The sequence below is a fragment of the Bradyrhizobium sp. USDA 4354 genome, from assembly GCF_054060315.1.
In genome coordinates, this window is sequence record NZ_JBSSDC010000001.1 from 631,802 (window position 1) to 657,093 (window position 25,292).

A 25,292-nucleotide genomic window follows, 5' to 3' on the forward strand; every position below is an offset into this window, starting at 1 on the left:
CCCCCCTGGGACGCCCAAGCTCGCAAGAATTTTCTGCTGATGTTGCGCCCAGCATGGACCATCTCGACCAGCTTGAGGCGCAGAGCATCTACATCTTCCGCGAAGCCTTTGCCCGCCTGAAGAAGATCGCGCTGCTGTGGTCGCTCGGCAAGGACTCCAACGTCATGATCTGGCTGGCGCGGAAGGCATTTTTCGGCCGCATGCCGTTTCCGGCCCTCCATGTCGACACCGGCAAGAAGTTTGCGGAGATGTATCGCTTCCGCGATCGTTACGGGAAGGAGTGGGATCTCGACCTGCGTGTCGAGCCCTGCCCGCCCATCGATGCGGTCGATCCGACGCTGCCGCCGGCTGCCCGTTCCGCCGCGCGCAAGACCGAAGGCCTCAAGATGGCGCTCGCCAAATATGGCTTCGACGGCCTGATCGCCGGCATCCGCCGCGACGAGGAGGCAACCCGCGCCAAGGAGCGCGTGTTCTCGCCGCGTGGGTTAGAGGGCAATTGGGACGTGCGCGATCAGCCGCCGGAGTTCTGGGATCACTTCAACGCCTCGCCGCCGCAAGGCGCGCATTTGCGCATCCATCCGATCCTGCATTGGACCGAGGCCGACATCTGGGCCTACACCAAGCGGGAGAACATCCCGATCATCCCACTATATCTCGCCAAGGACGGCAAGCGCTATCGCTCGCTGGGCGATCAAGACATCACCAACCCCGTGAATTCGACAGCGTCCAGCATCGACGAGATCCTGATCGAGCTCGAGCAGACCAAGGTGCCGGAGCGTGCCGGCCGTGCACTCGACCACGAGACCGAGGACGCCTTCGAGCGTCTGCGCGTCGCCGGTTATCTCTGATCAAGAACGCGAGCGCGATATGAACATGATCGTCACCCCCGCTTCGCCCGCGACGCCGAACGGCACCACACGTCCCCAAGTGCGCATCGTCATCGTCGGCCATGTCGACCACGGCAAGTCGACGCTGGTCGGCCGCCTCCTGCACGAGACCGGCAGCCTGCCCGACGGCAAGCTCGAAATGCTGAAAGCCGTCAGCACGCGGCGCGGCATGCCGTTCGAATGGTCGTTCCTGCTCGATGCGTTGCAGACCGAGCGCGACCAGGGCATCACCATCGACACCACGCAGATCCGCTTCCGCACCAATTCGCGCGACATCGTGCTGATCGACGCACCCGGCCATGCCGAATTCCTGCGCAACATGATCACCGGCGCCTCGCAGGCCGACGGCGCGGTTCTGATCATCGACGCGCTCGAAGGCGTGCGCGACCAGACACGGCGGCACGGCTATCTCCTGCATCTGCTCGGCGTGAAGCAGGTCGCCGTCGTCGTCAACAAGATGGACCGCGTCGATTTCTCGTCCGAGCGCTTCAAGGACATCAGCGACGAGATCTCGGCGCATCTCAACGGCCTCGGTGTGACGCCCACGGCCGTGATCCCGATCTCGGCGCGCGACGGCGACGGCGTCGCCGAGCGCACCGGCCGCATCGGCTGGTACAAGGGACCGACCGTGGTCGAGGCGCTCGATAGGCTCGAGCCGGCGCGTCCGCTCGAAGCGCTGGCGCTGCGGCTACCGGTGCAGGCGATCTACAAATTCGACGACCGCCGCATCGTCGCGGGCCGCATCGAATCCGGCAGCCTGGTTGCCGGCGACGAGATCGTGATCATGCCGGCCGGCAAGATCGCGAAGATCAAGACGGTGGAGAGCTGGCCGGTGACGCCGGTTGCGGGACGGCAGGGCGCAGGCCGCTCGGTCGGCATCACGCTCGACCGCGAATTGTTCATCGAGCGCGGCGACATCGTCGCCCATGTCGGCACCGCCCCGCGCGAGACCCGCCGGCTGCGCGCGCGCATCTTCTGGCTGCATGACAAGCCGCTCGCTAAGGGCGACCAGCTGCTGGTGCGCTGCGGGCCGAAGGAAAGCCGCGCCACCGTGGTGGCGATCGAGAAGGCGGTCGATCCCGGCGAATTGTCGAGCACCGAGAACAAGGCGATCGGCCGCAACCATGTCGGCGAGATCGACATCTCGCTGTCCAACCCGATCGCAACCGATCCCTACACCGAGAATCCGCGCACCGGCCGTCTCGTGATCGAGGTGTCCGGGCGCATCGCCGGCGGCGGTCTGGTGCTGTCGGTCGATGCCGGCCAGCGCGCCGTGCCTGTCGATATCGTGCCGGTGGAATCAGCGCTGCGCCCCGACGAACGCTCCGCGCGCTATCGCCACAACGGCGCGGTGGTCTGGCTCACCGGCCTGCCCGCCTCCGGCAAGTCGACGCTGGCAAGAGCGCTGGAGCGAAGGCTGTTCACCAATGGCGGCTCGCCGATCCTGCTCGACGGCGACACGCTGCGTGCCGGTCTCAACAGCGATCTCGGCTTCTCCGCCACTGATCGCAGCGAGAACATCCGACGGCTCGCCGAGGTCGCGACGCATCTCGCCCGCAACGGCCATATCGCCATCGTCGCCGCTGTCTCGCCCGCCCGCGAGGACCGCGCCACTGCGCGCCGCATCGCCGACACCGCGTTCCGCGAAATCCATGTCGCGACGCCGGCCGGAATCTGTGAAGAGCGCGATCCCAAGGGCCACTACAAGAAGGCGCGCGCCGGCACGCTGCAATCCTTCACCGGCATCGGTAACGACTACGAAGCGCCGCAGGCGGCCGAGCTCGTGATCGACACGTCGAAGCGGACGGTTGCGGATGCGGCGGACGAGATCGAGCAGATGCTGAAGACGACCGGCGTGCTGTTCGACGAACTCGTGGACCTCGCTGCGAATATTTGAGGGGCCGACCTCGCGCTACGTCACCGTGTCGTCGTGGCCAGAACAAAGCCAACAGTCCCGTCATCCTGAGGTGCGAGCCATGCGGCGCGGAGCGGCGTATGGGGAGCCTCGAAGGATGTACGGCCCCGATGCTAGCCACCAGCCGGGCCGTCGCCCTTCGAGGGCCGCTGAAGAAGCGGCCACCTCAGGGTGACGGTGATAGATTGGTGTTCGCGGCAGCATTTGCTCCATTTCGGGCGATAGACCTGCTGCGCGCCCCCTACCTCGTCTTGACATTTTGACAAGCTGTTAGGGGTCTTCTCACCGCCCCGATTTTGGGGCTAATAGGCTCTCGAAAGCTGCCCCACGTGGGCGCATTTTGCTGCTGTCGGGTCAAAAGCAGCCAAAAACAGCCATTTCCAACAAGAAAGCCCATCATGAAACGCGTCGACGCCCACGGATTGAAGATCGCTCCCGTTCTGTTTGACTTCATCGCCAAGGAAGCGGCCCCGAAAACGGGGATCGCGCCGGATGCGTTCTGGGCCGGGGTTGCCGCCATCATCAAGGACCTTGGGCCGAAGAACCGGGCGCTGCTGGCGGTGCGCGACGCGCTGCAGGCCAAGATCGACGATTGGCACCGTGCCAACAAGGGCAAGGCGTTCGACCTCGACGCCTATACCGCCTTCCTGAAGGAGATCGGCTATCTCGTCCCGGAGCCGGTGACGCAGAAGGTCGAGACGGCCAATGTCGACGAGGAAATCGGCAAGATCTGCGGCCCGCAGCTCGTGGTGCCGCTCACCAACGCGCGCTATGCGCTGAACGCAGCGAATGCGCGCTGGGGCTCGCTCTACGATGCCTTCTACGGCACCGACGCGATCCCGCACGATCCCTCAGAGAGCGGCAAGGGTTACAACAAGGCGCGCGGCGACAAGGTGATCGCCAAGGCCAAGGCGTTCCTCGATACCGCCGTGCCGCTCGCGACCGGCAGCCACACCGACGTCACCGCCTACAGCGTCGTCGCGGGCCAGCTCGCGGTGAAGCTGAAGAGCGGCAATGCGACCGCGCTGAAGAACGCGGCGCAGTTCGCCGGCTTCCAGGGCGATGCGGCTTCCCCGAGCGCAGTGCTGCTCGTCAACAACGGCCTGCATGTCGAGGTGAAGATCGACCGCAGCAGCGCGATCGGCAAGGACGATCCGGCCGGCGTCGCCGACATGATCATGGAGGCCGCCGTGTCGACCATCCTCGACATGGAAGACTCGGTCGCCGCGGTCGATGCCGAAGACAAGGTGCTGGTCTACCGCAACACGCTCGGCCTGATGAACGGCACGCTGTCCGCCGATTTCGAGAAGGGCGGCAAGACGCTGACGCGTTCGCTCAACACCGACCGCCTCTACAAGACGCCTGACGGAAAGGGCGAGCTCAAGCTGCACGGCCGCAGCCTGCTCTTGATGCGCAATTGCGGTCACCACATGTTCACCGACGCGGTGCTGGACGAGAAGGGCGAGGAAGTCCCGGAAGGCCTGTTAGACGCCGCCGTCTCGGGCCTGCTCGCGATCCACGACCTCAAGGGCAATTCGAAGGTCAAGAACAGCCGCACCGGATCTGCCTATATCGTCAAGCCGAAGATGCACGGCCCCGACGAGGTGTCGCTCACTTGCGAGATCTTCGACCGCGTCGAGAAGATGCTCGGCCTGCCCGAGAACACGCTCAAGGTCGGCATCATGGACGAGGAGCGGCGCACCACCGTCAACCTCAAGGCCTGCATCCAGCGCGCCTCCAAGCGCATCATGTTCATCAACACCGGCTTCCTCGACCGCACCGGCGACGAGATCCACACCTCGATGGAAGCGGGCCCGATGATCCGCAAGAACGAGATGAAGGCGCAGGCCTGGATCAAGGCCTATGAGGACTGGAACGTCGACATGGGCTTGATCGACGGCCTGCCCGGCCACGCCCAGATCGGCAAGGGCATGTGGGCCGCGCCCGACAAGATGGCGGATATGCTGGCGCAAAAGCTTGGCCATCCGCAGGCCGGCGCCACCACCGCCTGGGTGCCCTCGCCGACCGCCGCGACGCTGCACGCGCTGCACTACCATCAGGTCAATGTGATCGCACGTCAGCAGGAGCTGACCAGGGGCGGCCCGCGCGCAAAACTCTCGGACATCCTCACCATTCCGGTGTCGAAGTCGAATTGGGCGCCCGACGACGTCAAGCAGGAGATCGACAACAATTGCCAGGGCATTCTCGGCTATGTCGTGCGCTGGATCGACCAGGGCGTCGGCTGCTCCAAGGTGCCTGATATCCACGATGTCGGCCTAATGGAGGACCGCGCCACCTTGCGCATCTCCAGCCAGCATCTCGCCAACTGGCTGCACCAGGGCGTGATCACCGAGGCGCAGGTGATGGAATCGCTCAAGCGCATGGCGGTCGTGGTCGACAAGCAGAACGCCGGCGACACCATCTACAAGCCGATGGCGCCCGCCTTCGACGGCGTCGCCTTCAAGGCAGCCTGCGACCTCATCTTCAGGGGACGCGAGCAGCCGAATGGCTACACCGAATACATCCTCACCGCCCGCCGCCGCGAGGCGAAGGCGCTGGGCTGAGCCAGAGACATCAAAAGCCTCGGCCTCCGCCGGGGCTTTTCTTGTTGGGCACGTGTACCGCAGACGCTCGCCTGTTGAACGGCGCTCTATCCGGGCTACGAGAGCATCGCACATAGCGCGCGAAACGTCGCGGCGCGCTGCGGAACGGCCGCTCGCCGCTCGCGTTGTACGGCCATCAACCCATGGGAGATGGTCATGGACTGGAATCGCGTCGAAGGAAACTGGAAGCAGTTCAAGGGCTCCGCCAAGGAGAAATGGGGCAAGCTCACTGACGACGACCTCCAATTGATCGAAGGGCGTCGGGAGCAGCTCGAGGGCCGGCTCCAGGAACGCTACGGCAAGGCCAAGGACCAGGTTCGCAAGGACGTCGACGACTGGCTGAAGTCGCTGCACTGAAGCGGCACGAACGAAGCCCCGGCGAGAGCCGGGGCTTTTTGTTGCACTCGTAACCCGGATGAGTGCAGCGAGATCCGGGACCTTTGTTGCGGCACCCCTGATATCGCTTCGCTCATCCGGGCTACGACAGCTTCGCTAGAACACTGCGAGATATTTCAGCAGTGACACGATGCCGATGATGATGACGATCACGCGCGCGATCTGCTTGGCGCGGCCGTCCATCGGCAGCATGTTGATGAGATAAAGCACGAGAATGACGACAAGAAAGGTGACGAGTACGCCGACCAGCATCGCTGGGACCCCCCTTCAGGCAAGTTGCTGACGTTGTCCTAACGCTCGCAAGGCGCGCCGGTTCCACTTGCGCAACCCATTGTAATTTATTGCATTTAGTCGGCAGAGCGATCGTGTCGTCCCGGACAAGCGCTCCCAAAGCGCGCGCAGTTCCGGGACGACAGGCTTTGTAAGGCGCGGCAACCTAGCCAACGCCCCGCGCCCTACTCCTTCGCCACCACCGGGACCTGGCGGAATTTGGCGCGCACCGACTCCGGCAGCGGCGAGAAATTCATCGCCACGCCGCGACGGTCGTTGGCATTGCGGCTGGCGACCACGAGGCCGCCGGCGCCGGCGACGATGTCGCCCTTTCGCAGGGTTGGATCGTCCTCGACCTTGACCGATGCGAGCCCAGCCGGGTTCTTGCCGTTGCAGGTGCAGCCGGCGACGATCTCGTTGCGATAGCGGAACGCGTTCGGCAGGTCGGAATAGGACTTTCCGTTCTCCGTCGTGGCATCGTCGATATTGCTGCCGTAGACCAGCGAGGTTTCCGAGGCGGGGCAGAAGCTCTTGCAGGACTGCGCCTTGCTCTCGGCATCGCTTCCCTGCGCCGGGAAATAGCGGCCGTCGCAGCTGCGTACGCAATAGGCCGTGCCGCCGCCATAGGAGACCCGCTGGCGTGGCGCGTCATAGCGCGGCATGTCGTCATTCGGGAACGGCATCCGGATCTCCGGCGGCGGCCGCATCCGAAAGCCGCCGAACAATGCCGAGAAGAAATCCTCCGCATGCGCCGACGGTGCCGACACCAGACCGGCGGAGACAGCGATCAAGATCGCCGCACCGCCAGCCACTTTGCCAACCAGGCGTCTGCTCATATGTCCTCGCTCAGCCTTAGTTCACGGCCCACGTCGTGATGTTCAATGCCTGCCGGCCCGTGGGCAACGTCGTCACGGCCGGACGCTTGCGCACGGGGTCGGCGGCCCTGTCGCCTCCCTTGGCCATCAAGGGGGCGTTCTTCGGCAGCACCACGACCTTGGCGCCGACATTGACCCGGCTGAACAGGTCGATGACGTCCTCGTTGGTCATGCGGATGCAGCCGGACGAGACGAACTTGCCGATTGTGGAGGGATCGTTGGTGCCGTGGATGCGGTATTGGCTCGAGCCGAGATACATCGCACGGGCTCCGAGCGGATTGCCGGGGCCGCCGGCGACGAAGCGCGGCAGGTAGGGCTGGCGCGCGATCATCTCGGCCGGGGGATGCCAGTCCGGCCACTCGGCCTTCCGGCTGATGCTCTGCACGCCAGACCAAGTGAAGCCTTCGCGGCCGACGCCGACGCCGTAGCGGATCGCGCGGCCATTGCCGAGCACGTAATAGAGATAGGTGTTGTTGGTATCGATGACGATGGTACCGGCCGGCTCGCTCCTGTCGAAGCTGACGATTTGCTTGCGCAGCCGGTCGGGCAACTGGGCGTCCTCGTCGGCGGCCTGCGGCGCCTCGTTGACGTCGTCGTGCAGATAACCCTGGTCCTGCGGGTACGCCCGCGGCTGCATCGGCGCGTAGCCGAACGATTGCGCGCTCGCGCTGCCCAACGGCACTGCGAGCAGAGCGGTTGCGAAAAAGAATGCGGTAACGGCGCGCGGCGAGAAGCTGCGACGGACTGCAAACAACTTTGTCATGTGCTGCCCCGTTGGATGTGTGCATCAGGGTGATGCGCTGCCCAACAAACTCCGCCGAGCGGACCCGAGTTCCGGCACGGCGTGCGGCAGCGACGTCACAGTCAAGCGAGCCGTTGTTCACGAAGCCGCGATGGAACCGGCACGCCGTCCACGCGTTGTGAGGTCGTCAATGGGCGCGCGGATCGCGGTTTCCGTGCGGGAGAGGTATTGTGCGCGTCCTTCCCAGTGAACGTCTGATTTCCGGCAGCAGCGAAGGCAAACCGCTTTCCGACGGCCATAGTGAGCTGCCGCCGCCGGTGATCCGCCGCTCCGAGTTCACCGCCTTCGCGCTCGCAGGCTTGCTCCTGATTGCGGTCGTCGCCGTGCTTTATGTCGGGAGGGCGTTCTTCCTGCCGGTGGTGATGGCATTCGTCATCGGCACCATGCTTTCGCCGGCGGCGAGCCTCCTCGAGCGTGGCAAGGTCCCCCGCGCGCTCGCCGCGGTCCTGATCGTGGTCGCGGGCACCGCGGTGGTCGCCTTCGCCTTGGCGCTGATCGCCGCGCCGATCATGGAATGGAGCACGCGCCTGCCGGAGCTCGGCGCGCAACTGAAGGACAAGCTGCAGGTGTTCGACCGGCCAGTTGCGCTGTGGCGGGAGATGCAAGCCATGCTCGGCGGATCGGAAGGATTGCCGAGCTTCCAGATGCCCAAGATCGAGTGGGTGCAGCCGACGCTGGAATTCCTGTCACCGACGTTTACCGAGTTCGTGCTGTTCTTCGTCACCCTTATCCTCTTCATCGCAAGCTGGCGCGACCTGCGGCGGGCCATGATCATGACCTTCAGCGATCATGACGCGCGGCTGCGCACGCTTCGGATTCTCAACGAGATCGAGGTCCATCTCGGCAATTACCTCCTGACTGTGACCGTCATCAATATCGGCGTCGGCGTCGCCACCGGCCTCATCTGCGCGCTCACCGGAATGCCCAATCCCGCCGGCCTCGGCGCGCTGGCGGCGACGCTCAATTTCATCCCGATCATCGGGCCGGTTGCGATGTTCGCGGTGCTGGTCGTGGTGGGGCTGGTCGCTTTCCCGACCATCGGAGGCGGCCTGATGGCGGCGCTCGCCTTCGGCGGTCTCACCTTCCTGGAAGGGCACTTCATCACACCGACCATCATCGGCCGGCGGCTGGCACTGAACGCACTTGCGGTCCTGCTTGCGCTGGCATTCTGGACCTGGATGTGGGGCCCCATGGGCGCGTTCCTGTCGTCGCCGCTGCTGATCGTCGCACTGATCCTGAAGGAGCACCTGTTGCCGGAGAATTCGCCGCAGCTCCCGCAAGCCTGACCGGTTTCAGCGAACGGAACTTACCCGGCGACGAAACGTTCTCCGCCCATCTCAGCCGTCAACAGTTCGGAGCTCCTGATGTCCACGACCAATGCCGAAGCCGGGATGAGAGACTGGACCGACAAAGCCACCCGAGACCGTCTCGAGAAGGATGTAGCAGCCGTGAAAAGCGATATCGCCGCCCTCACCGACCAGATCACCGACGCGCTCAACACCTTTGCCAATTCCACCAGCAAGCAGGCTCGCCGCGGTTATCGCCAGGCGCGCGAGAACATGGATACCGCGATCGACGACATGTCGGAGCGCGGCAGCGCGATGATGGAGGCAGCACAGGACGCCTACGGCTCGATCGAGGAAACGCTGGAAGAGGCGATCACGCAGCGGCCGCTCGCGACCGTCGGGCTCGCGCTCGGCATCGGCTTCCTGATCGGCGTCGCCTGGCGCCGGTAAGGTCGCCAACGCGCATCGAAACGGCGGCGGCGCGCCGCCGCTGTCGGCCCGTGACGATTCGGCTGATTGAGGAGTAAGGCCATGTTTCAGCGCATCATCGACGGGATCAGTGCATCCACCGGCACGACTGTTCGGCTGACCTCCCTTGCCGCAGGCACGGCCTTCGCGCTGTTGGTGACGACCGGCTTCCTTTGCGCCGCGGCCTTCATCTCGGTCCTGCAGAAATATGGCCCGGTGCAGGCCTGCCTTACCGGCGCGGGCATCTTCTTCCTGCTGACCCTGGCCGCGGCAGGCTCCTATTGGGGCTACAAGCGCGAGGTGAAGAAGCGCGCCCAGATCGCGGCCGAGCGCGCTGCGAAGTCGGCCGCGCAGAGCATGCTTGCAGATCCGATGCTCCTCGCCACCGGACTTCAGATCGTTCGCGCCATAGGGCTCAAGCGGCTGTTGCCGATCCTGGCGATCGGCGGCGTCGCCCTCGGCATCCTGGCGAGCCGCGCCGGCGTGTCCGAGGAGGTGTCGGCCGAACCTGCCGAGTAACGGTCAGAGCGGGTTAGAAAATTTCGTCGTAAGTCCTGCGAACGCATCTATCCGAATTCGATCCAGGCGACGCCGCGCAATTTTGCTCCATCCGGCACGAATGCCTGCCGCTCACGGAAACGCTACTCGGAGGGACAGGCGGTTGCCGCTAAAAGCATCACCCTGATTCCAAAAGCTATTTTACTCAATGAAACCGTCCGTCAAGGCGAACCTCGCCGCATTCCAGCACGACGCCAGGCTCTATTTGACGCTCGGCATCGCCAATTGGTCGGTGTTCGTCGACCACATTCCGAACAACGTCGTCAACCTCCTGACGCTACGCAACTTCGGCTTCAGCGGCGCTGCCGATCTGTTCGTGTTCGTGGTGGGCTACGGGGTTGCCATCATCCATGGCAGGATGGCGCTGGAGCGCGGCTACGTGGTCGCGGCGACGCGCATCTTTCGCCGCGTCTGGCGGCTCTACGCCGCCTATGTCGTGCTGTTCGTGATCTACATCGACATCATCGCCTATGTCGCCTCGCAATCGATGGCGCCGGAGATCATCCACCAATACAACATCTCCGGGATTCTCGAGCACCCGCTGCGCATCCTGATCCGCGGTCTCGTGCTCCAGGAAGAGCCGCTGAACCTCGACCTGCTGCAGCTGATGATCCCGCTGATGGCCTTCTTTCCGTTCGCGCTGTGGGGCCTGTTGCGACGGCCGAACCTGACGCTTGCGGCATCGGTCGCGCTGTATCTTGCCGCGCGCTGGTTCGACTGGAATTTCCGGGTCTATCCGGACCAGGAATGGACCTTCAATCCGCTCTGCTGGCAGATGCTGATGGTGCTGGGCGGCTGGTTCGCCGTCACGGGCGCGCCCGGGCGGGCGCTGCGCGACCTCCCCTGGCTGCGGATACTCGCAGGGAGCTATCTCGTCGTCGCGATGGCCGTCACCCTGTTGCGCCATTCGCCGGGATTGTCCGCCTATCTGCCTGACCTTCTCCTCGACAGCATCGCGCCGACCGACAAGGAGAACCTCGCGCCTTATCGCGTGGTTCACTTCCTCGCGCTCGCCTTCCTCGCGACGCATCTTGTCCCGGCCGATCACCCCGGCCTGCGATTGAAGCCGCTTCAGGCCGTCATCCGATGCGGGGAGGAATGGCTCGCCGTGTTCTGCGTCGGCGTGTTCCTGTCCTTTGCCGGCCACCTCATCCTGATCACCGGGCCCAATCTGGTGGTGATGCAGATCGTGGTGAGCATCATCGGCTTCGCCGCGATGGCCGCGGTCGCCTACTACGTGACCTGGTCGAAGCGGCAGGACCTGCCGGCCGCCCTGCGGCAGCAGGCCTAGTCACAAAATCGTGCGATTCTGCTAGGCCGAAGGCCGTGGCTGCGCTATGCCGGGATTCTGCGTGAGGAGACCGGGCGTGGCGATGGCGAAGGACGGGAGTGACGAGGCTGACAGCGCGCCCCGGCGCGGCCGGCCAAGGTCGATCGAGACCAGCAACGCCATTCTCGAAAGCGCCTATGCGCTGATGGCCACCACCGGACTTGCCGCCACCACCATCGACGCGGTCGCGCGGCACTCCAGCGTCTCCAAAATGACGATCTACAAATGGTGGCCGTCCCGCGAGGCGCTTTTGATCGACGCCTTTCTTCACCACGCCGCACAGATGCTGCCGCTGCCGCCGGCGAGCTCCGGCAGCCCCGCGGCGCGTGCGCGCCGCCATGCGGCGGCCTATGCCGAGGCACTCCAGGGCGAATTCGGCAAGGTCCAGCTCGCCGTCATCTCGGAGTGCATCTCCAAGACCGGCTCGGCAGAGCTGTTCTACGCGCGCTATCTGCAATTCCGCCGCGACGCACTGGTCGAGATGATCGCCGCGGGCCAGAAGGATGGCAGCATTCTGGCCGAGGGACTTCCTCAGGATCTCTACGATGCGATCTATGGCAGCCTGTTCTATCGCTACGTTTTCGGCATCGCGCCGGTCACGCCCGCTTACGCGCGTAACCTCGTCGACCTCGTTTTGCGGCCGAAGGGTTAGCTGCGCACCGGCCTGACCGGCGCCGAGATCTTGTCCGTTCGGTCGCGCTCGGTCATGTCGACCACCGTCTCCATCGGCGCGGTCAATTCGTAGACGTAGGAGACGTCGGTGAAGAAGCGCTTGGCGGTGCCCCCTAACGCCTCGGGCGCGACGCGGTCGAGCAGGATCAGACCGAAATCGGAATCGGGCCGGCGCGTCGCCTCGCTGGTGTTGAACTCCTCCCAGCGGAAATGGAACACCTCCTCGCCCTCCTCGCCCGTCACCGTCCAGGCGGCGGTGATATGCGGATGCTTTCCAACCAGCGACAGGCCCTCGTCGGAATGCGAAGCAAGCTCGAAGAACAGCAACGAGAGGCTCTGCGCCGCACGCGCGCTGACCGCGATATCAGGACCGGTGACGGCGATGCGGTCGGCATGCGGAATGGCGCGCGCCTCGAACAGGCCCTTCAGCTTGACGCCCTGCCACTGGCTCTCGCTGAGCAGCGAGACCACGTTGGACATGGCGTGGATGCGTCCGATCAGGAGCTCGCGGGCGACGTCGATGTCCGAGCCGTGGCGCAAGGTGCGCGTCACGATCGACTGGATCACCGCCAGGATATTCTTGACGCGGTGGTTGAGCTCGTCGATGACGGCGGTCAGCCGGCGCTCGAAGCCGATCCTGACCTGGATCTCCCGGCTGAGCCGCAGGTTGTTGTAGGCGACATAACCGAACAGGCCGCACACCATTGCCGTGATCGCAAAGCCGATCGCCGCCACGATGATCGCGGTCTGCTCGGCGCGGCGCATCGAGTTGGTCGTCGCGTAATAGCCGAGTTGCCAATCACGACCGCCGAAGCTCACCGTGCGCGTCGCCGACGGTGCCGTTCCGTCCGCCGCCGCCATGCGCGTCGAGACCACACCCTGGTCGTTGGCGATCAGCTCGCCGCCTTCCTTGCGCGGATCCCTAAGCGCGACCGCAAACAACGACATGTCGTCATTGGTCAGCATCAGCGAGGCGAGCTCGTAGGAAAATGTGACGAATCCGGCCGGCTCCGTTGCTCCCTCGGGAATGACGGGCGCAGCCACGATGACGCCGATCGCGCCGTTCCCACGGATCAACGGCACCGGGTCCGAGGCAACCGACCTCTTCTCGGCGCGCGCACGTGTCAGCATGGCGCTGCGAACCGGATCCTGATCGTAGCTGCGGCCGGGCAGCGTCTTGGTCTCGTTGCTGCGTGGCTCGAGGTCCATCAGCACGTCGATCGGCTGAGTGATTTCAGCCAGATTGATCGGCTTGTCGTCATAGGAGCGAATCTGCGGATTTGGGAAGCCGGCACCGGCGATGGCGGCCTGCGCCGCCGCAAGCTCGTTCGGCTTGAGCCGGGCGATCCAGCCGGCCACCACGAAATCGGTCTTGAAGGCGTAGATCGCCGAGCGCAGCGGCTCCAGCATGTTCGGCTTGATCACGGATGGCGCGCGGAACAGGCCTGAGGCGACACGCGCGAGCAGCTCCCGCTCGGTGAGGCGATCCTGAACCAGGCTCGCATGAACGTCGATCGCACGCGCGAGCGCGATCCGATCCAGCGCCAGCTCCTGGTCATGGACGCGATAGGCTGCAAGCCCGGAGAGCAAGGCTCCGAGCAGAGCGATAAATCCGATGATGAAACCTAGCCTGACCACGCGACTACTCAGGCGAAAGCAGAAGGTCGGCAATAAACACAGAGCATATGAACGCCGCTCGAACGGCCATGTGCCAAAACAGGGTAAACCCCAGTGGTGGAGATAATGGAGGAGGAGGCATCAGTACGCAACTTGGGTCGCCTGAAAAGCTTAATCCGCCCGGCCGATGGTCTGGACGGGATGAATTCGCCCCGGGCGCCGAAGGTAGTTAATCGCCGTGTGCGAAATTTGTTCCGCGGTTGCGGCGTTGCCCCAGGCGTTAAAGGCGAAAAACGCCTGCGCCAAGTGGTCGCGTCCGGTCAGCCCTGCCGTTTCAGGCCGCCTTTGGCCTCGATGAAGCCGACGATCCGGTCGAGTCCCTCGCTTTTCTTCAGATTGGTCATGACGAAGGGACGCTCGCCGCGCATGCGCCTGGCGTCCGTCTCCATCTTCTCCAGGGAGGCGCCGACATGGGGCGCAAGGTCGGTCTTGTTGATGACCAGGAGGTCGGACCGGGTAATGCCGGGGCCGCCCTTGGACGGGATCTTGTCGCCGGCGGCGACGTCGATGACGTAGATGGTGAGGTCGGCCAGCTCCGGGGAAAAAGTGGCAGCGAGATTATCGCCGCCGGACTCGATCAGCACGAGATCAAGTCCGGGAAACTTGGCGCGCATGTCCGCGACCGCGGCAAGGTTCATCGAGGCATCCTCGCGGATCGCGGTGTGTGGGCAGCCGCCGGTCTCGACGCCGGCGATGCGATCCGGCGTCAGCGATCCCGATCGTACGAGGAATTCGGCATCCCATTTGGTGTAGATGTCGTTGGTGATCGCCGCAATGTCATAGCGCTGGCGCATGGTCTTGCAGAGCAGGTCCATCAGCGCGGTCTTGCCCGATCCGACCGGGCCGCCGACGCCGACACGCAAGGGGCCGTGAGATTTCGACATGTAATTCGCTCTCGCTCGATGGGTTAAAGGCCGCACGGATCATGACCGAAACAGCCGCGTATATTGCGTCTCGTGGCGCAGGCTGGCGAGATCGGCGCGGAACGTCGCGCCGCCGAGATCGTCCAATGTCGCGTTCAGCGCACGATGGGCGGTCGCGGCAACGGCGGCTTCCAGCCTCACCAGCACACGCTGGCTATCGGTCTGGCCGAGCGGAATGAGCCGGCTGGCCGCGGAAATCCAGTTCGAGACCAGCGCATGCAGGAAGGCGTGCAGCGTCGGCGCCAGCGGCACGGCGTGCTTAGCTGCGACAACACCGACGGCGACCGGATAGACCAGTGGCGTGCTGCATGCCGCGACCGCGGCGTCCAGCCCGTCGGCATCCCACGCCGAGCGGGCGATGTCGATGAAGGCACGGCCCTGCGAGGTCGTCTCCAGCTGCCGCTCGCGCGACGGCACGAAGGCAGCGGCGAGCTCGGCGATCTCGTTCAAAGCGGTCGTCTCGTCCGCTTCCGTGGCGCGATAGGCGTGGACCAGAAACGTCGCGTCACAAAAGCCGGAGCCGTCGCCGAGCATCGCATCGAGCCAATCCGCCAGCGAGGCCGTGTCGGTGATGTCGCCCGCCTCGACCGCCCATTCGAGGCCGCTGGAATAGGAGAACCCCCCGACCGGGAATGCCGGCGATAGCCAAGTCATCAGCCGGTACAGCGCCGCCGCCTCGCCCTCGGCGAGGCCACCGGTGCCGACCGGCTCATTTGTGGTCATGAGCATGCTTGTGGCTGTGGTGATGGTCGGGATGGTCGCAATGCTCATCGTGGTGATGGTGGTGCTCGTGGCTATGGTCATGCGCGGCATGATCATGATTGTGGTGGTCATGGCCGTGATGATCATGGTGATCGTGATGGCCGTGATCATGATGATGGCCATGACCATGATGCGGATGATCGTGGTGCCCATGCGCATGACCGGCGTCGGCGTAGGCGCCGCCTTCGGGATCGAACGGCGCCTCGATCTCGATCACACGCGCGCCGAGACCCTTCACCATGGCCTCGATGACGTGATCGCGGCGGATGCGCAAGGCCTTGGCCATGATCTGCGTCGGCAGATGACGGTTGCCGAGATGCCAGCCGACGCGAATGAGGTGGTGCGGATCGCGACCGCGGATCTCCAGCAGCGGCTCGGGCGCCGCCACCACCTCGACCAGCCGGCCGTCCTCCAGCACCAGCGCATCGCCGCCGCGCAGCGCGACGGCATGCTCCAGGTCGAGCAGGAATTCGAGCCCCCGCGTGCCCGTCATCGCCATGCGACGGCGATGCCGATCGTCGAAATCGAGCACGACCGTGTCCGCTGGCGCTTCCGTGAAGCGGTGCTGTCCTCTGACCTGCGTCGCCCGGATCATCCGTCTTACCTCTTTACCGCGTCTCGACCTTCTCGGGCGTGATCACTTCGATCTTCGGCGGTGCCGTGAAGCACTTCACCGCGACGCGGCCGAACGTTTTCATATGCTCCATGGCACGATGCGGCACCAGCGCCTCGGCATTCTCCCACTGCTCGACGAACACCATCTTGGCGGGGTCGGTGACGCTCTCGTGCAAATCATAGGCGATATTGCCGGGCTCTTTCCGCGTCTCCTTGATGCAGGCGGTGGCGGCCGCGATGAATTCGGCGCGCGTCTCGGGCTTGATGGTCAGGGTTGCAACGACGTAAATCACGAGAAATCCTCCCGGCTTTTCTTCTAGAGGGTACGATACCGGGCGGGACATTAGACCAGGCGGGACCGAACGCAAAACCGGAAAAGCCGTCCCCGGACGCGCACTCAAGCCATATTCCCGGGACATGCGTCGAGGCGCTATTTCAGTACATGAAATAACGCTGCGCCATCGGCAGCACCTCCGCCGGCGCGCAGGTGAGCAGCTCGCCGTCGGCGCGGACCTCGTAGGTCTCCGGATCGACCTCGATATCGGGCGTGGCGTCGTTGTGGATCATGCTCTTCTTGGAGATCCTGCCGCGCGTGTTCTGGACGGCATAAAGCTTCTTCTCGATGCCGAGTTTTCGCGCGAGACCGCCAGTAACTGCAGCCTTCGAGGTGAACACCACGGACGATGCCATGCGCGCCTTGCCGAACGCGCCGAACATCGGCTGATAGTGGACCGGCTGCGGCGTCGGGATCGAGGCGTTGGGATCGCCCATGGGCGCCGCGACGATCGTGCCGCCCTTGACGATGCAGTCCGGCTTGACGCCGAAAAAGGCCGGCGACCACAGCACGAGATCGGCGAGCTTGCCCTTCTCGACCGAGCCGATCAGCTTCGACACGCCGTGCGCGATCGCGGGGTTGATCGTGTATTTGGCGATGTAGCGCTTGACGCGGAAATTATCGTTGTCCTTGCCCTTGTCCTGGGCTAGCTGCCCGCGCTGCTTCTTCATCTTATCGGCGGTCTGCCAGGTGCGGATGATGACCTCGCCGAGGCGGCCCATGGCCTGGGAATCCGAGGACATCATCGAGAGCGCGCCGAGATCGTGCAGGATGTCTTCGGCCGCGATCGTCTCCTTGCGGATACGGCTTTCGGCGAACGCCAGATCTTCGGCGATCGAGGGATCGAGATGGTGACACACCATCAGCATGTCCAGATGCTCGTCGATGGTGTTGCGGGTGAAGGGGCGCGTCGGATTGGTCGAGGACGGCAGCACGTTCTTCAGGCCGGCGACCTTGATGATGTCAGGGGCGTGGCCGCCGCCGGCACCTTCGGTGTGGAAGGCGTGGATGGTGCGGCCCTTGAACGCCTTGATGGTATCCTCGACGAAGCCGGATTCGTTCAGCGTGTCGGTGTGGATCATCACCTGGATGTCGTGATCGTCGGCCACCGACAAGCAATTGTCGATCGCGGCCGGCGTCGTGCCCCAGTCTTCGTGCAGCTTCAGGGCGCAGGCGCCGCCCTTGATCATCTCGACCAGCGCGGCGGGGCGCGAGGCGTTGCCCTTGCCGGAAATGCCGAGATTGACCGGGAAAGCGTCGAACGACTGGATCATCCGCCCCATGTGCCACGGTCCCGGCGTGCAGGTGGTGGCGAAGGTGCCGTGTGACGGGCCGGTGCCGCCACCCAGCATCGAGGTGACGCCCGACATCAGCGCGTGCTCGATCTGCTGCGGGCAGATGAAATGGATGTGGCTGTCGAAACCGCCGGCGGTGAGGATTTTTCCTTCCCCCGCGATCACGTCGGTGCCGGGACCGATGATGATGGTGACGCCGGGCTGGATGTCGGGATTGCCGGCCTTGCCGATCGCCGAAATCATGCCGTCCTTGATCGCGACGTCAGCCTTCACGATGCCCCAATGATCGACGATCAGCGCATTGGTGATGACCGTGTCGGCCGCGCCCTGCTTGTTGGTGACCTGCGACTGCCCCATGCCGTCGCGGATCACCTTGCCGCCACCGAACTTCACCTCCTCGCCATAGGTGGTGAGATCCTTCTCGACCTCGATGATGAGGTCGGTGTCGGCCAGTCGCACCTTGTCGCCGGTGGTCGGGCCGAACATGTCGGCATAGACGGAACGCTTTATTTTGACGGACATCACAAGCCCCGTTTGCGATTGAATGTTTGACGGATCACAGCAAGGCCTTCGCTGCTTTCACGGCATCATCGAATTTCTCGTCGAGCCACGCATTGCCGCCGCGGCAGCCCGCAACGACCTGCGTGGCCCATCCGACGTAATCGGCGAGATCGTCGCGCTCCTCGGCAGTCAGGTCTGTCTGAATGCGCGCCCCCGTATTGCTGATCTTGTCGGCGATCTTGATCAGCTTCGCGCCAGCGGATTTTTTCGGAGCGTCCTCGATCTGCTTCTGCCGTCGTCCGGCCTTCGGCAAGCTCATGTCGTCGGTGCACTCGGAAACGAGCGAGGCGATGCGCTCGGAAAATCTCTGCGCGAGCTCCTCGCGGGTGGTATCGGTGTCCTCGATCGTGTCGTGCAGCCAGCCTGCCGCGACCAGCTCGGCATCGGCGCCGTCGGTCGCGGTCGCAAGCAGGTTCGCGACCTCGGCGAGATGATTGATATAGGGCTCCTGACCTCGCCCCTTTCGCGCCATGCCGTTGTGGCGGCGCGCGGCGAGTTCGGCAGCTTCAGAGATGAGGCGAACGGGTGAGAGCATGGTCATGCCCCCTCCGCGCCATCGGATACACCGCTCTCTCCGTTCCCTCCCCCCTTGCGGGGGAGGGTCAGGGAGGGGGGTGCTCCGGGCTCCGCTGCCTGAAGGACGGCGAGAGCCACTCCCTCCAGGTTCTTCATCACGTCGTCATTGGTGAAGCGCAACACGCGGTAGCCGCGCGACGCGAACCACTCGTCGCGTACCTCGTCGTGACGTATGCGCTCGGCGAATTCGTGGCTTTCACCGTCGACCTCGACGACGAGCTTGCATGAATGCGCAACGAAATCGGCAATGTAATCGCCCATTGGAGCTTGACGGCGAAATCCGAGGCGAGCCAAACGGTGAGCTTTAAGATGGCGCCAGAGAAGCGTCTCGGCGCGAGTCATCGCCCGCCGCAATTGCTTGGCACGGGTTCTTTGAAACTGAGAGACCTCGTCGTGTGGCATACCCCCCTCCCCGACCCTCCCCCGCAAGGGGGGAGGGAGCGAGACAGTTGCGCTCCCCTCACTGTGGATCACTGCACTCGCCTCAATCGCGTCGCGCTGCGCTCGCTCTTATTGCACTCACAGCTTCCCCATCACGTCGCCGCGGAAGCCGTAGATCGTCTTCTTCCCCGCCATGGCGACGAGCTGGACGTCGCGGGTCTGGCCGGGCTCGAAGCGGACGGCGGTGCCGGCGGCGATGTCGAGGCGCATGCCGCGAGACTTCTTGCGATCGAATTTCAGCGCCGGGTTGGTCTCGAAGAAATGGTAGTGCGAGCCGACCTGGATCGGGCGATCGCCGGTGTTGGCCACCGTCAGCGTCACGGTCTTGCGGCCGGCATTGAGCTCGATCTCGCCGTCCTGGATGAAGAGTTCGCCGGGGATCATTCTATCCTCCTCGTCATTCCGGGGCTCGCGCAGCGAGAAGGCCGGAATCTCGAAACCAAAAACATCTGGATTCCGGATTCGCCTTGTGGGCGCCCCGGAATGACGAATTCAAACTACCTGATCGGCTCGTGCACGGTGACGAGCTTGGTGCCATCCGGAAAGGTCGCCTCGACCTGGATGTCGTGGATCATCTCGGGAATGCCCGGCATGACTTGGTCCCGCGTCAGCACCTGCGCGCCGGATTGCATCAGCTCGGCGACGGTGCGGCCGTCACGGGCGCCTTCGAGAATGAAATCGGAGATGATCGCGATCGCCTCGGGATGGTTGAGCTTGACGCCGCGGTCCAGCCGGCGGCGGGCCACAATCGCCGCCATCGAGATCAGAAGCTTGTCTTTTTCTCGGGGAGACAGGTTCATGAAGAATCTCTTCCGTTCAACACGTCAATTCAGCCAGTCAGTTCAGCCAGAGCCGCGGCAGGGCCGCACCGGTGCGCGCCAGCACGGCCATCATGTCGGCTCGCAAGCGCGCCGCATCTTGGGCACAGAACCGCGCCATTGCAAAGCCATTCCACGCGGAGATTCCGACCTCCCCGGAGAATGAGTCCGAGGCCTCGCGGATGCGCTCGACCAGGGCCTCGTCACCGGGGACGATCAGGGCTGTGCCGATCGCAGCGCCGTCCTTGGTAACGGCTGATCGTGCAAGCTTTGCGCCGATGTTGCCGCCGAGCCGGACCGTCTCGGCGAACACCAGCTTGCCGCCACGGCGCAGCCGCCAGCGGTCGATGAACTCGCCCTGCTCCATCCGCTCGCCCATGGCGGTGCGGCCGAACACCGCGATCTCGCAAAGCAGGAGAGAGGCCCCCTCATCGAGCGCGATGTCGAAGCAGCGGTGCACCCTGGCGCGGTCGAACAGGATCGTCTCCTGCGGCAGCCAGGCGAGATGCGCGCCTTCATCGACCTTCAAGGCAATACTGAGCCGCGCCGCGGCCCCGGGCGTTCGATAGACCTTTTCGGCCGCCGCCGTGGTCAATGTCAGACGCGAGCCTCGCCCTGCGGTGATGTCGATATCGAAACTGTCCCCACCGGCAACCCCGCCGGCCGTGTTGACGAACACACCGGAGAGCCCCTCGCCTTCCGGCGAGGGAAAGCGCACGCGCAGGGAGCCGGATTCATGCAAGGCACCACGCCGCGTTACGCCGTCGCGCGCATGCACGTCGAAGCACACCGCGCCACGGGCGCGGTTTGCTTCGAATATTGTGGACGTGGCCGACAGTTCGCTGCGCATCCGTCTCCCCAGCCGGTCGCGGCAGGTCTTTTCGACTTACAGCGCCATCTGGCGGCTGATCTCGCTCGCGTCGAGGTTGGCGCGGTCGCAGGTGAACTTCACCGCGCCGCGATCCATCACGGCAAAACTGTCGCCGAGTTCGCAGGCAAAGTCGAGATATTGTTCGACCAGCACGATGGCGATGTTGCCGAGGTTGCGCAAATAGGAGATGGCGCGGCCGATGTCCTTGATGATCGAGGGCTGGATGCCTTCGGTCGGCTCGTCGAGCAGAAGCAGCTTCGGCCGCATCACCAGCGCGCGGCCGATCGCGAGCTGCTGCTGCTGGCCGCCGGAGAGATCGCCGCCGCGCCGGCCGAGCATGGATTGCAGCACCGGAAACAGCGAGAACACGTCGTCCGGAATGTGCTTGTCCTCGCGCTTGAGCGGACCGAAGCCGGTCTTGAGGTTCTCCTCGACCGTCAGCAGCGGAAAGATCTCGCGGCCCTGCGGCACGAAGCCGATGCCCTTGCGCGCGCGCTCATAGGGCTTCAGGCCGGTGATGTCGCTGCCGTCGAGTACGATCGCGCCCGAGGAGATCGGATATTGCCCGACCATGGCGCGCAGGAGTGAGGTCTTGCCCACGCCGTTGCGCCCGAGCACGCAGGTCACCTTGCCCGGCTCGGCCGAAATCGAAACGCCGCGCAACGCCTGCGCAGCGCCGTAGTAGAGATTGATATCCTTCACATCCAGCATCTTCGGTGCCTCTTGGCGAATAGCGAATGGCGAGTAGCGAATGGAGATGACTGAGCCACCTTTCCCTATTCGCTACTCCCCATTCGCAATTCGCGCTTCTCAGCTATCTACCCAAATACACTTCAATTACCCGCTCGTTGGACGAGACCTGGTCGATGGTACCTTCCGCCAGCACCGTGCCTTCGTGCAGGCAGGTGACCTTGACGCCCAGTTCGCGCACAAAGGTCATGTCGTGCTCCACCACCATCACGGTGTGGGTCTTGTTGATCTCTTTCAGCAGCTCGGCGGTCAGGTGCGTCTCGACGTCGGTCATCCCCGCCACGGGCTCGTCGACGAGCAGCAGTTTCGGGTCCTGCGCCAGCAGCATGCCGATCTCGAGCCACTGCTTCTGGCCGTGGCTGAGGCTGCCGGCGAGGCGGCCACGGGCCTCGGTGAGGCGGATCGTCTCCAGCACCTTGTCGATGCGCTCAGATTCCGCCCTGCTGCCGCGCCAGAACAGTGTGCCACGGACGGAGTGATCGACATTGAGCGCGAGCAGCAGGTTGTCCTGCACGGTCTGGCTCTCGAACACGGTCGGCTTCTGGAACTTGCGGCCGATGCCGAGCTTGGCGATGCGGGTCTCGTCGAGGCGCGTCAGGTCGGTGACGCCGTCGAACAGCACGGTGCCCTCGTCGGGCTTGGTCTTGCCGGTGATGATATCCATCATCGTGGTCTTGCCGGCGCCATTCGGACCGATGATGGCGCGCATCTCGCCGGGCTCGAGCGTCAGCGACAGATTGTTGATGGCGTGGAAGCCGTCGAACGAGACGTGCACGCCGTCCAGGTAAAGCATCGCGGAAGTCGTGCGGGTGTCCATGACGTTCATGACCGCTTACTCCGCCATCTTGGGTTCGGTGACGCCGTCCTCGGCCGCGGCGCTCACGGAGGTCGCGGCGGTGCGTTTTTCCTTCGACGAATCCCACCAGGCGGTGAAGGTGCCGACGATGCCCTTCGGCAGCAGCAGCGTCACCAGGATGAACAGCGCGCCCAGCATGAACAGCCAATAGGGCGCCAGCACGCCCGAGGTGAAGAACGTCTTGGCGTAGTTGACGACGACAGCGCCGAGCGCCGCGCCGACCAGCGTGCCACGGCCGCCGACCGCGACCCAGATCACCGCCTCGATCGAATTGCCCGGTGCGAATTCGCTCGGGTTGATGATGCCGACCTGCGGCACGTAGAGCGCGCCGGCGACACCGGCCATGCAGGCCGACACCGTGAACACGAACAGCTTGTAGGATTCCACGCGGTAGCCGAGGAAGCGCGTCCGCGATTCCGCATCGCGCACCGCGATCAAGACCTTGCCGAGCTTGGAGGAGACGATGGCGCGACAGATCAGGAAGCCCACGATCAGTGCCAGGCAGCTCAGCGCGAACAGCGCTGCACGGGTGCCCTCCGCCTGCACGTTGAAGCCCAGGATGTCCTTGAAGTCGGTCAGGCCGTTGTTGCCGCCGAAGCCGAAATCATTGCGGAAGAAGGCGAGCAAGAGCGCATAGGTCATCGCCTGCGTGATGATCGACAGGTACACGCCGGTGACGCGGGAGCGGAAGGCGAGCCAACCGAAGCAGAAGGCGAGGAGGCCGGGCACGACCAGCACCATCAGCGCGGCGAACCAGAACATGTCGAAGCCGTACCAGTACCAGGGCAGCTGCTGCCAGTTCAGGAACACCATGAAGTCGGGCAGGATCGGATTGCCGTAGACGCCGCGGGTGCCGATCTGCCGCATCAGGTACATGCCCATGGCATAGCCGCCGAGCGCGAAGAAGGCGCCGTGCCCGAGCGAGAGGATGCCGCAATAGCCCCAGATCAGGTCGATCGCGAGCGCCAGGATGGCGTAGCAGACATACTTGCCCCAGAGCGCGACGAGATAGGTCGGCACCTGCATGAACGAGCCGGCGGGCAGCAGCAGGTTGGAGAGCGGGATGAGGATGCCGCAGGCAGCGACGATCGCGAGAAAGATCGTCGCACTGCGGTCCAGCGATCGCGTCAGCATGTGAGGGGTCATGCTTCCACCGCACGGCCCTTGAGCGCGAACAGGCCGCGCGGCCGCTTTTGAATGAACAGGATGATGAGAACCAGGATCGCGATCTTGCCGAGCACGGCGCCGGCGACCGGCTCCAGGAACTTGTTGGCGATGCCGAGCGTGAACGCGCCGACGAGGGTACCCCAGAGATTGCCGACCCCGCCGAACACCACGACCATGAAACTATCGATGATGTAGCTCTGGCCGAGATTGGGGCTGACATTGTCGATCTGTGACAGCGCCACGCCGGCGATGCCGGCAATGCCCGAGCCGAGGCCGAAGGTGAGCGCGTCGACGCGCGAGGTGGCGATGCCCATCGAGGCCGCCATGCGGCGGTTCTGCGTCACCGCGCGCATCTCGAGGCCGAGCGCCGTGTAGCGCAACATCGCGAGCAGGATCGCGAACACCGCGAGCGTGAAGAGAAGGATCCAGAGTCGATTATAGGTGATGGTGATCTGGCCGAGCTCGAAGGCGCCGCTCATCCAGGAGGGATTGCCGACCTCTCGGTTGGTCGGGCCGAACATGGTGCGCACCGCCTGCTGCAGCACCAGCGACAAGCCCCAGGTCGCGAGCAGCGTCTCCAGCGGCCGGCCGTAGAGGAAGCGGATGATGCTGCGCTCGATCAGCACGCCGATCGCGCCGGCGACGAGGAAGGCGAGCGGCACGGCGATCAGCAGCGAATAGTCGAACAGGCCGGGATAGCGGGTGCGGATCACCTCCTGCACCACGAAAGTGGTGTAGGCCCCTAACATCACCATCTCGCCGTGGGCCATGTTGATGACCCCCATCACGCCGAAGGTGATGGCGAGCCCGATTGCGGCGAGCAGCAGCACCGAGCCGAGCGAGAGGCCGTACCAGGCATTCTGCACCATGGACCAGACCGCGAGTGAGCTCTGGATCGAGCCGATCGCGCTCGCGGCGGCCTTGGTTACCGACGCCGGCTGATCGCCCATGCCGGTGAGCAGCGCCAGCGCGTCCTGATCGCCGCGCGCCTTGAGGGTTGCGACCGCCTCGAGCTTCTCGACCTCGGTAGCGTCGGACTTGAACAGCAGGATCGCGGCCCGGGCCTCGCCGAGCGCAGCCTTGACGGATCGGTTGGTTTCCTTGGCGAGCGCGGCATCGACGGCCTTGAGCGCGGTTTCTTCGTGCGACTTGAAGACGGACTGCGCGGCCTGCAGGCGCGTTCCGACATCCGGCGACTGCAGCGTCAGGCTGCCGAGCGCGGCGTCGACGCTGCGGCGCAGGCGGTTGTTGAGCCGGACCGCGCTCGCACTGTCGGGAACGCTGGCAACGGACTCGCCGGTCGCAGCGTCGATCGATTTGCCGTCGGCGCCGGTGACGTAAACCTTCTTGCTGTCAGGATCGGCCATGAGGCGACCGTCCTGGAGCGCGCTGATGATGGGGAAGGCCAGCTTGTTGCCACTGCCCGCGACCACACCGATCGCCTCTTCCGTATCGGAAAAATCGTCATTGGCGAATTTGGCGACCGCATCCTCGAACGGACCGGCGAAGGCCGGCAGCGCGAACGCGATCAGAAACAACGAGAGTGCAAGCGAGCAGAGACGGGCAGACAAATGGGCTGGCACT

At 64.5% G+C, this 25,292-nt stretch carries 27 protein-coding genes; 9 read left to right on the plus strand and 18 right to left on the minus strand.

The window, feature by feature from the left end; all coding sequences use genetic code 11:
- The first annotated feature begins 53 nt into the window (after nucleotides 1–53).
- The 4 genes from cysD (at nucleotide 54) to ACVIIV_RS03035 (ending at nucleotide 5,762) form a co-directional block, all read left to right on the plus strand.
- Nucleotides 54–848 (plus strand): sulfate adenylyltransferase subunit CysD, encoded by a 795-nt coding sequence (gene cysD / locus ACVIIV_RS03020; protein ID WP_456742846.1) that lies wholly within the window; start codon nucleotides 54–56, stop codon nucleotides 846–848.
- Between the two features lie 19 nt (nucleotides 849–867).
- Entirely contained in the window at nucleotides 868–2,784 is a 1,917-nt protein-coding gene (gene cysC / locus ACVIIV_RS03025) for an adenylyl-sulfate kinase (RefSeq protein WP_456742847.1), read from the plus strand.
- Nucleotides 2,785–3,200: 416 nt separating this feature from the next.
- Nucleotides 3,201–5,366 (plus strand): malate synthase G, encoded by a 2,166-nt coding sequence (locus ACVIIV_RS03030; RefSeq protein ID WP_456742848.1) that lies wholly within the window; start codon nucleotides 3,201–3,203, stop codon nucleotides 5,364–5,366.
- A gap of 195 nt (nucleotides 5,367–5,561) precedes the next feature.
- Nucleotides 5,562–5,762 (plus strand): CsbD family protein, encoded by a 201-nt coding sequence (locus ACVIIV_RS03035; protein ID WP_456742849.1) that lies wholly within the window; start codon nucleotides 5,562–5,564, stop codon nucleotides 5,760–5,762.
- Between the two features lie 135 nt (nucleotides 5,763–5,897).
- Here the strand turns inward: ACVIIV_RS03035 and ACVIIV_RS03040 are convergent, their stop codons facing one another.
- The 3 genes from ACVIIV_RS03040 to ACVIIV_RS03050 form a co-directional block, all read right to left on the minus strand.
- On the minus strand, nucleotides 5,898–6,053 hold the full coding sequence (locus tag ACVIIV_RS03040) for a Thivi_2564 family membrane protein (protein WP_008546817.1): 156 nt from the start codon (nucleotides 6,051–6,053) through the stop codon (nucleotides 5,898–5,900).
- Nucleotides 6,054–6,256: 203 nt separating this feature from the next.
- Nucleotides 6,257–6,907 (minus strand): DUF2865 domain-containing protein, encoded by a 651-nt coding sequence (locus ACVIIV_RS03045; RefSeq protein ID WP_456742850.1) that lies wholly within the window; start codon nucleotides 6,905–6,907, stop codon nucleotides 6,257–6,259.
- 16 nt (nucleotides 6,908–6,923) lie between these two features.
- Nucleotides 6,924–7,709 (minus strand): L,D-transpeptidase, encoded by a 786-nt coding sequence (locus ACVIIV_RS03050; protein WP_456742851.1) that lies wholly within the window; start codon nucleotides 7,707–7,709, stop codon nucleotides 6,924–6,926.
- 209 nt (nucleotides 7,710–7,918) lie between these two features.
- Between ACVIIV_RS03050 and ACVIIV_RS03055 the strand changes: the two genes are divergently transcribed.
- From ACVIIV_RS03055 to ACVIIV_RS03075, 5 genes are all read left to right on the plus strand, one after another.
- Nucleotides 7,919–9,034, plus strand: coding sequence for an AI-2E family transporter (locus ACVIIV_RS03055; protein ID WP_456742852.1), 1,116 nt, complete (start codon nucleotides 7,919–7,921; stop codon nucleotides 9,032–9,034).
- A gap of 78 nt (nucleotides 9,035–9,112) precedes the next feature.
- Entirely contained in the window at nucleotides 9,113–9,484 is a 372-nt protein-coding gene (locus tag ACVIIV_RS03060) for a DUF883 family protein (RefSeq protein ID WP_456742853.1), read from the plus strand.
- Nucleotides 9,485–9,565: 81 nt separating this feature from the next.
- Entirely contained in the window at nucleotides 9,566–10,021 is a 456-nt protein-coding gene (locus tag ACVIIV_RS03065) for a hypothetical protein (RefSeq protein WP_456742854.1), read from the plus strand.
- A gap of 187 nt (nucleotides 10,022–10,208) precedes the next feature.
- Complete coding sequence (locus ACVIIV_RS03070; RefSeq protein ID WP_456742855.1) at nucleotides 10,209–11,351, plus strand: OpgC domain-containing protein; 1,143 nt, start codon at nucleotides 10,209–10,211, stop codon at nucleotides 11,349–11,351.
- A gap of 82 nt (nucleotides 11,352–11,433) precedes the next feature.
- Nucleotides 11,434–12,042 carry a TetR/AcrR family transcriptional regulator gene (locus ACVIIV_RS03075; protein ID WP_456748655.1) on the plus strand — a complete coding sequence of 203 codons (609 nt, stop codon included), beginning with the start codon at nucleotides 11,434–11,436 and terminating at the stop codon, nucleotides 12,040–12,042.
- Here ACVIIV_RS03075 and ACVIIV_RS03080 read toward each other — a convergent pair.
- The 15 genes from ACVIIV_RS03080 to urtB form a co-directional block, all read right to left on the minus strand.
- Nucleotides 12,039–13,700 carry a CHASE domain-containing protein gene (locus ACVIIV_RS03080; RefSeq protein WP_456742856.1) on the minus strand — a complete coding sequence of 554 codons (1,662 nt, stop codon included), beginning with the start codon at nucleotides 13,698–13,700 and terminating at the stop codon, nucleotides 12,039–12,041. The two genes, ACVIIV_RS03075 and ACVIIV_RS03080, sit on opposite strands and share 4 nt — an antisense overlap.
- Nucleotides 13,701–13,999: 299 nt before the next feature.
- A complete protein-coding gene (gene ureG, locus ACVIIV_RS03085) occupies nucleotides 14,000–14,623 on the minus strand; it encodes an urease accessory protein UreG (protein ID WP_456742857.1) in 624 nt (207 codons plus the stop codon).
- Nucleotides 14,624–14,662: 39 nt separating this feature from the next.
- Complete coding sequence (locus tag ACVIIV_RS03090) at nucleotides 14,663–15,391, minus strand: urease accessory protein UreF (RefSeq protein ID WP_456748656.1); 729 nt, start codon at nucleotides 15,389–15,391, stop codon at nucleotides 14,663–14,665.
- Nucleotides 15,372–16,019, minus strand: a complete 648-nt coding sequence (locus ACVIIV_RS03095; protein ID WP_456742858.1) for an urease accessory protein UreE — start codon at nucleotides 16,017–16,019, stop codon at nucleotides 15,372–15,374. Before ACVIIV_RS03095 ends, ACVIIV_RS03090 begins: the two co-directional genes overlap by 20 nt.
- Before the next feature lie 13 nt (nucleotides 16,020–16,032).
- A complete protein-coding gene (locus ACVIIV_RS03100) occupies nucleotides 16,033–16,332 on the minus strand; it encodes a putative quinol monooxygenase (protein WP_007599815.1) in 300 nt (99 codons plus the stop codon).
- A gap of 142 nt (nucleotides 16,333–16,474) precedes the next feature.
- Nucleotides 16,475–18,190: an urease subunit alpha gene (gene ureC, locus ACVIIV_RS03105; protein WP_456742859.1), complete on the minus strand. Its 1,716-nt coding sequence runs from the start codon at nucleotides 18,188–18,190 to the stop codon at nucleotides 16,475–16,477.
- A 34-nt stretch (nucleotides 18,191–18,224) separates the two neighbouring features.
- Nucleotides 18,225–18,764 carry an HD domain-containing protein gene (locus ACVIIV_RS03110; protein WP_456748657.1) on the minus strand — a complete coding sequence of 180 codons (540 nt, stop codon included), beginning with the start codon at nucleotides 18,762–18,764 and terminating at the stop codon, nucleotides 18,225–18,227.
- Between the two features lie 2 nt (nucleotides 18,765–18,766).
- Complete coding sequence (locus ACVIIV_RS03115; RefSeq protein WP_456742860.1) at nucleotides 18,767–19,207, minus strand: endonuclease domain-containing protein; 441 nt, start codon at nucleotides 19,205–19,207, stop codon at nucleotides 18,767–18,769.
- A 117-nt stretch (nucleotides 19,208–19,324) separates the two neighbouring features.
- Complete coding sequence (locus ACVIIV_RS03120; RefSeq protein ID WP_035708642.1) at nucleotides 19,325–19,630, minus strand: urease subunit beta; 306 nt, start codon at nucleotides 19,628–19,630, stop codon at nucleotides 19,325–19,327.
- Nucleotides 19,631–19,743: 113 nt separating this feature from the next.
- Entirely contained in the window at nucleotides 19,744–20,046 is a 303-nt protein-coding gene (locus ACVIIV_RS03125; protein ID WP_007605424.1) for an urease subunit gamma, read from the minus strand.
- A gap of 37 nt (nucleotides 20,047–20,083) precedes the next feature.
- The gene (locus tag ACVIIV_RS03130; RefSeq protein ID WP_456742861.1) at nucleotides 20,084–20,914 is read right to left on the minus strand and encodes an urease accessory protein UreD; all 831 of its coding nucleotides are present in this window, start codon (nucleotides 20,912–20,914) and stop codon (nucleotides 20,084–20,086) included.
- A gap of 36 nt (nucleotides 20,915–20,950) precedes the next feature.
- Entirely contained in the window at nucleotides 20,951–21,646 is a 696-nt protein-coding gene (gene urtE / locus ACVIIV_RS03135) for an urea ABC transporter ATP-binding subunit UrtE (RefSeq protein WP_456742862.1), read from the minus strand.
- 103 nt (nucleotides 21,647–21,749) lie between these two features.
- Nucleotides 21,750–22,511: an urea ABC transporter ATP-binding protein UrtD gene (urtD, locus tag ACVIIV_RS03140; RefSeq protein WP_456742863.1), complete on the minus strand. Its 762-nt coding sequence runs from the start codon at nucleotides 22,509–22,511 to the stop codon at nucleotides 21,750–21,752.
- A gap of 6 nt (nucleotides 22,512–22,517) precedes the next feature.
- Nucleotides 22,518–23,687, minus strand: coding sequence for an urea ABC transporter permease subunit UrtC (gene urtC / locus ACVIIV_RS03145; RefSeq protein ID WP_456742864.1), 1,170 nt, complete (start codon nucleotides 23,685–23,687; stop codon nucleotides 22,518–22,520).
- Nucleotides 23,684–25,291 carry an urea ABC transporter permease subunit UrtB gene (urtB, locus tag ACVIIV_RS03150; RefSeq protein WP_456742865.1) on the minus strand — a complete coding sequence of 536 codons (1,608 nt, stop codon included), beginning with the start codon at nucleotides 25,289–25,291 and terminating at the stop codon, nucleotides 23,684–23,686. The genes urtC and urtB overlap by 4 nt, the downstream gene beginning before the upstream one ends.
- Nucleotide 25,292: the final 1 nt, after the last annotated feature.

What these genes read in the sequence shown, in the direction of transcription:
- cysD (WP_456742846.1), top strand. Translation starts at nt 54, where the DNA reads ATGGACCATCTCGACCAGCTTGAGGCGCAGAGCATCTACATCTTCCGC.
- cysC (WP_456742847.1), top strand. Translation starts at nt 868, where the DNA reads ATGAACATGATCGTCACCCCCGCTTCGCCCGCGACGCCGAACGGCACC.
- ACVIIV_RS03030 (WP_456742848.1), top strand. Translation starts at nt 3,201, where the DNA reads ATGAAACGCGTCGACGCCCACGGATTGAAGATCGCTCCCGTTCTGTTT.
- ACVIIV_RS03035 (WP_456742849.1), top strand. Translation starts at nt 5,562, where the DNA reads ATGGACTGGAATCGCGTCGAAGGAAACTGGAAGCAGTTCAAGGGCTCC.
- ACVIIV_RS03040 (WP_008546817.1), bottom strand. Translation starts at nt 6,053, where the DNA reads ATGCTGGTCGGCGTACTCGTCACCTTTCTTGTCGTCATTCTCGTGCTT.
- ACVIIV_RS03045 (WP_456742850.1), bottom strand. Translation starts at nt 6,907, where the DNA reads ATGAGCAGACGCCTGGTTGGCAAAGTGGCTGGCGGTGCGGCGATCTTG.
- ACVIIV_RS03050 (WP_456742851.1), bottom strand. Translation starts at nt 7,709, where the DNA reads ATGACAAAGTTGTTTGCAGTCCGTCGCAGCTTCTCGCCGCGCGCCGTT.
- ACVIIV_RS03060 (WP_456742853.1), top strand. Translation starts at nt 9,113, where the DNA reads ATGTCCACGACCAATGCCGAAGCCGGGATGAGAGACTGGACCGACAAA.
- ACVIIV_RS03065 (WP_456742854.1), top strand. Translation starts at nt 9,566, where the DNA reads ATGTTTCAGCGCATCATCGACGGGATCAGTGCATCCACCGGCACGACT.
- ACVIIV_RS03070 (WP_456742855.1), top strand. Translation starts at nt 10,209, where the DNA reads ATGAAACCGTCCGTCAAGGCGAACCTCGCCGCATTCCAGCACGACGCC.
- ACVIIV_RS03075 (WP_456748655.1), top strand. Translation starts at nt 11,434, where the DNA reads ATGGCGAAGGACGGGAGTGACGAGGCTGACAGCGCGCCCCGGCGCGGC.
- ureG (WP_456742857.1), bottom strand. Translation starts at nt 14,623, where the DNA reads ATGTCGAAATCTCACGGCCCCTTGCGTGTCGGCGTCGGCGGCCCGGTC.
- ACVIIV_RS03090 (WP_456748656.1), bottom strand. Translation starts at nt 15,391, where the DNA reads ATGCTCATGACCACAAATGAGCCGGTCGGCACCGGTGGCCTCGCCGAG.
- ACVIIV_RS03095 (WP_456742858.1), bottom strand. Translation starts at nt 16,019, where the DNA reads ATGATCCGGGCGACGCAGGTCAGAGGACAGCACCGCTTCACGGAAGCG.
- ureC (WP_456742859.1), bottom strand. Translation starts at nt 18,190, where the DNA reads ATGTCCGTCAAAATAAAGCGTTCCGTCTATGCCGACATGTTCGGCCCG.
- ACVIIV_RS03110 (WP_456748657.1), bottom strand. Translation starts at nt 18,764, where the DNA reads ATGCTCTCACCCGTTCGCCTCATCTCTGAAGCTGCCGAACTCGCCGCG.
- ACVIIV_RS03115 (WP_456742860.1), bottom strand. Translation starts at nt 19,207, where the DNA reads ATGCCACACGACGAGGTCTCTCAGTTTCAAAGAACCCGTGCCAAGCAA.
- ACVIIV_RS03120 (WP_035708642.1), bottom strand. Translation starts at nt 19,630, where the DNA reads ATGATCCCCGGCGAACTCTTCATCCAGGACGGCGAGATCGAGCTCAAT.
- ACVIIV_RS03125 (WP_007605424.1), bottom strand. Translation starts at nt 20,046, where the DNA reads ATGAACCTGTCTCCCCGAGAAAAAGACAAGCTTCTGATCTCGATGGCG.
- ACVIIV_RS03130 (WP_456742861.1), bottom strand. Translation starts at nt 20,914, where the DNA reads ATGCGCAGCGAACTGTCGGCCACGTCCACAATATTCGAAGCAAACCGC.
- urtE (WP_456742862.1), bottom strand. Translation starts at nt 21,646, where the DNA reads ATGCTGGATGTGAAGGATATCAATCTCTACTACGGCGCTGCGCAGGCG.
- urtD (WP_456742863.1), bottom strand. Translation starts at nt 22,511, where the DNA reads ATGAACGTCATGGACACCCGCACGACTTCCGCGATGCTTTACCTGGAC.
- urtC (WP_456742864.1), bottom strand. Translation starts at nt 23,687, where the DNA reads ATGACCCCTCACATGCTGACGCGATCGCTGGACCGCAGTGCGACGATC.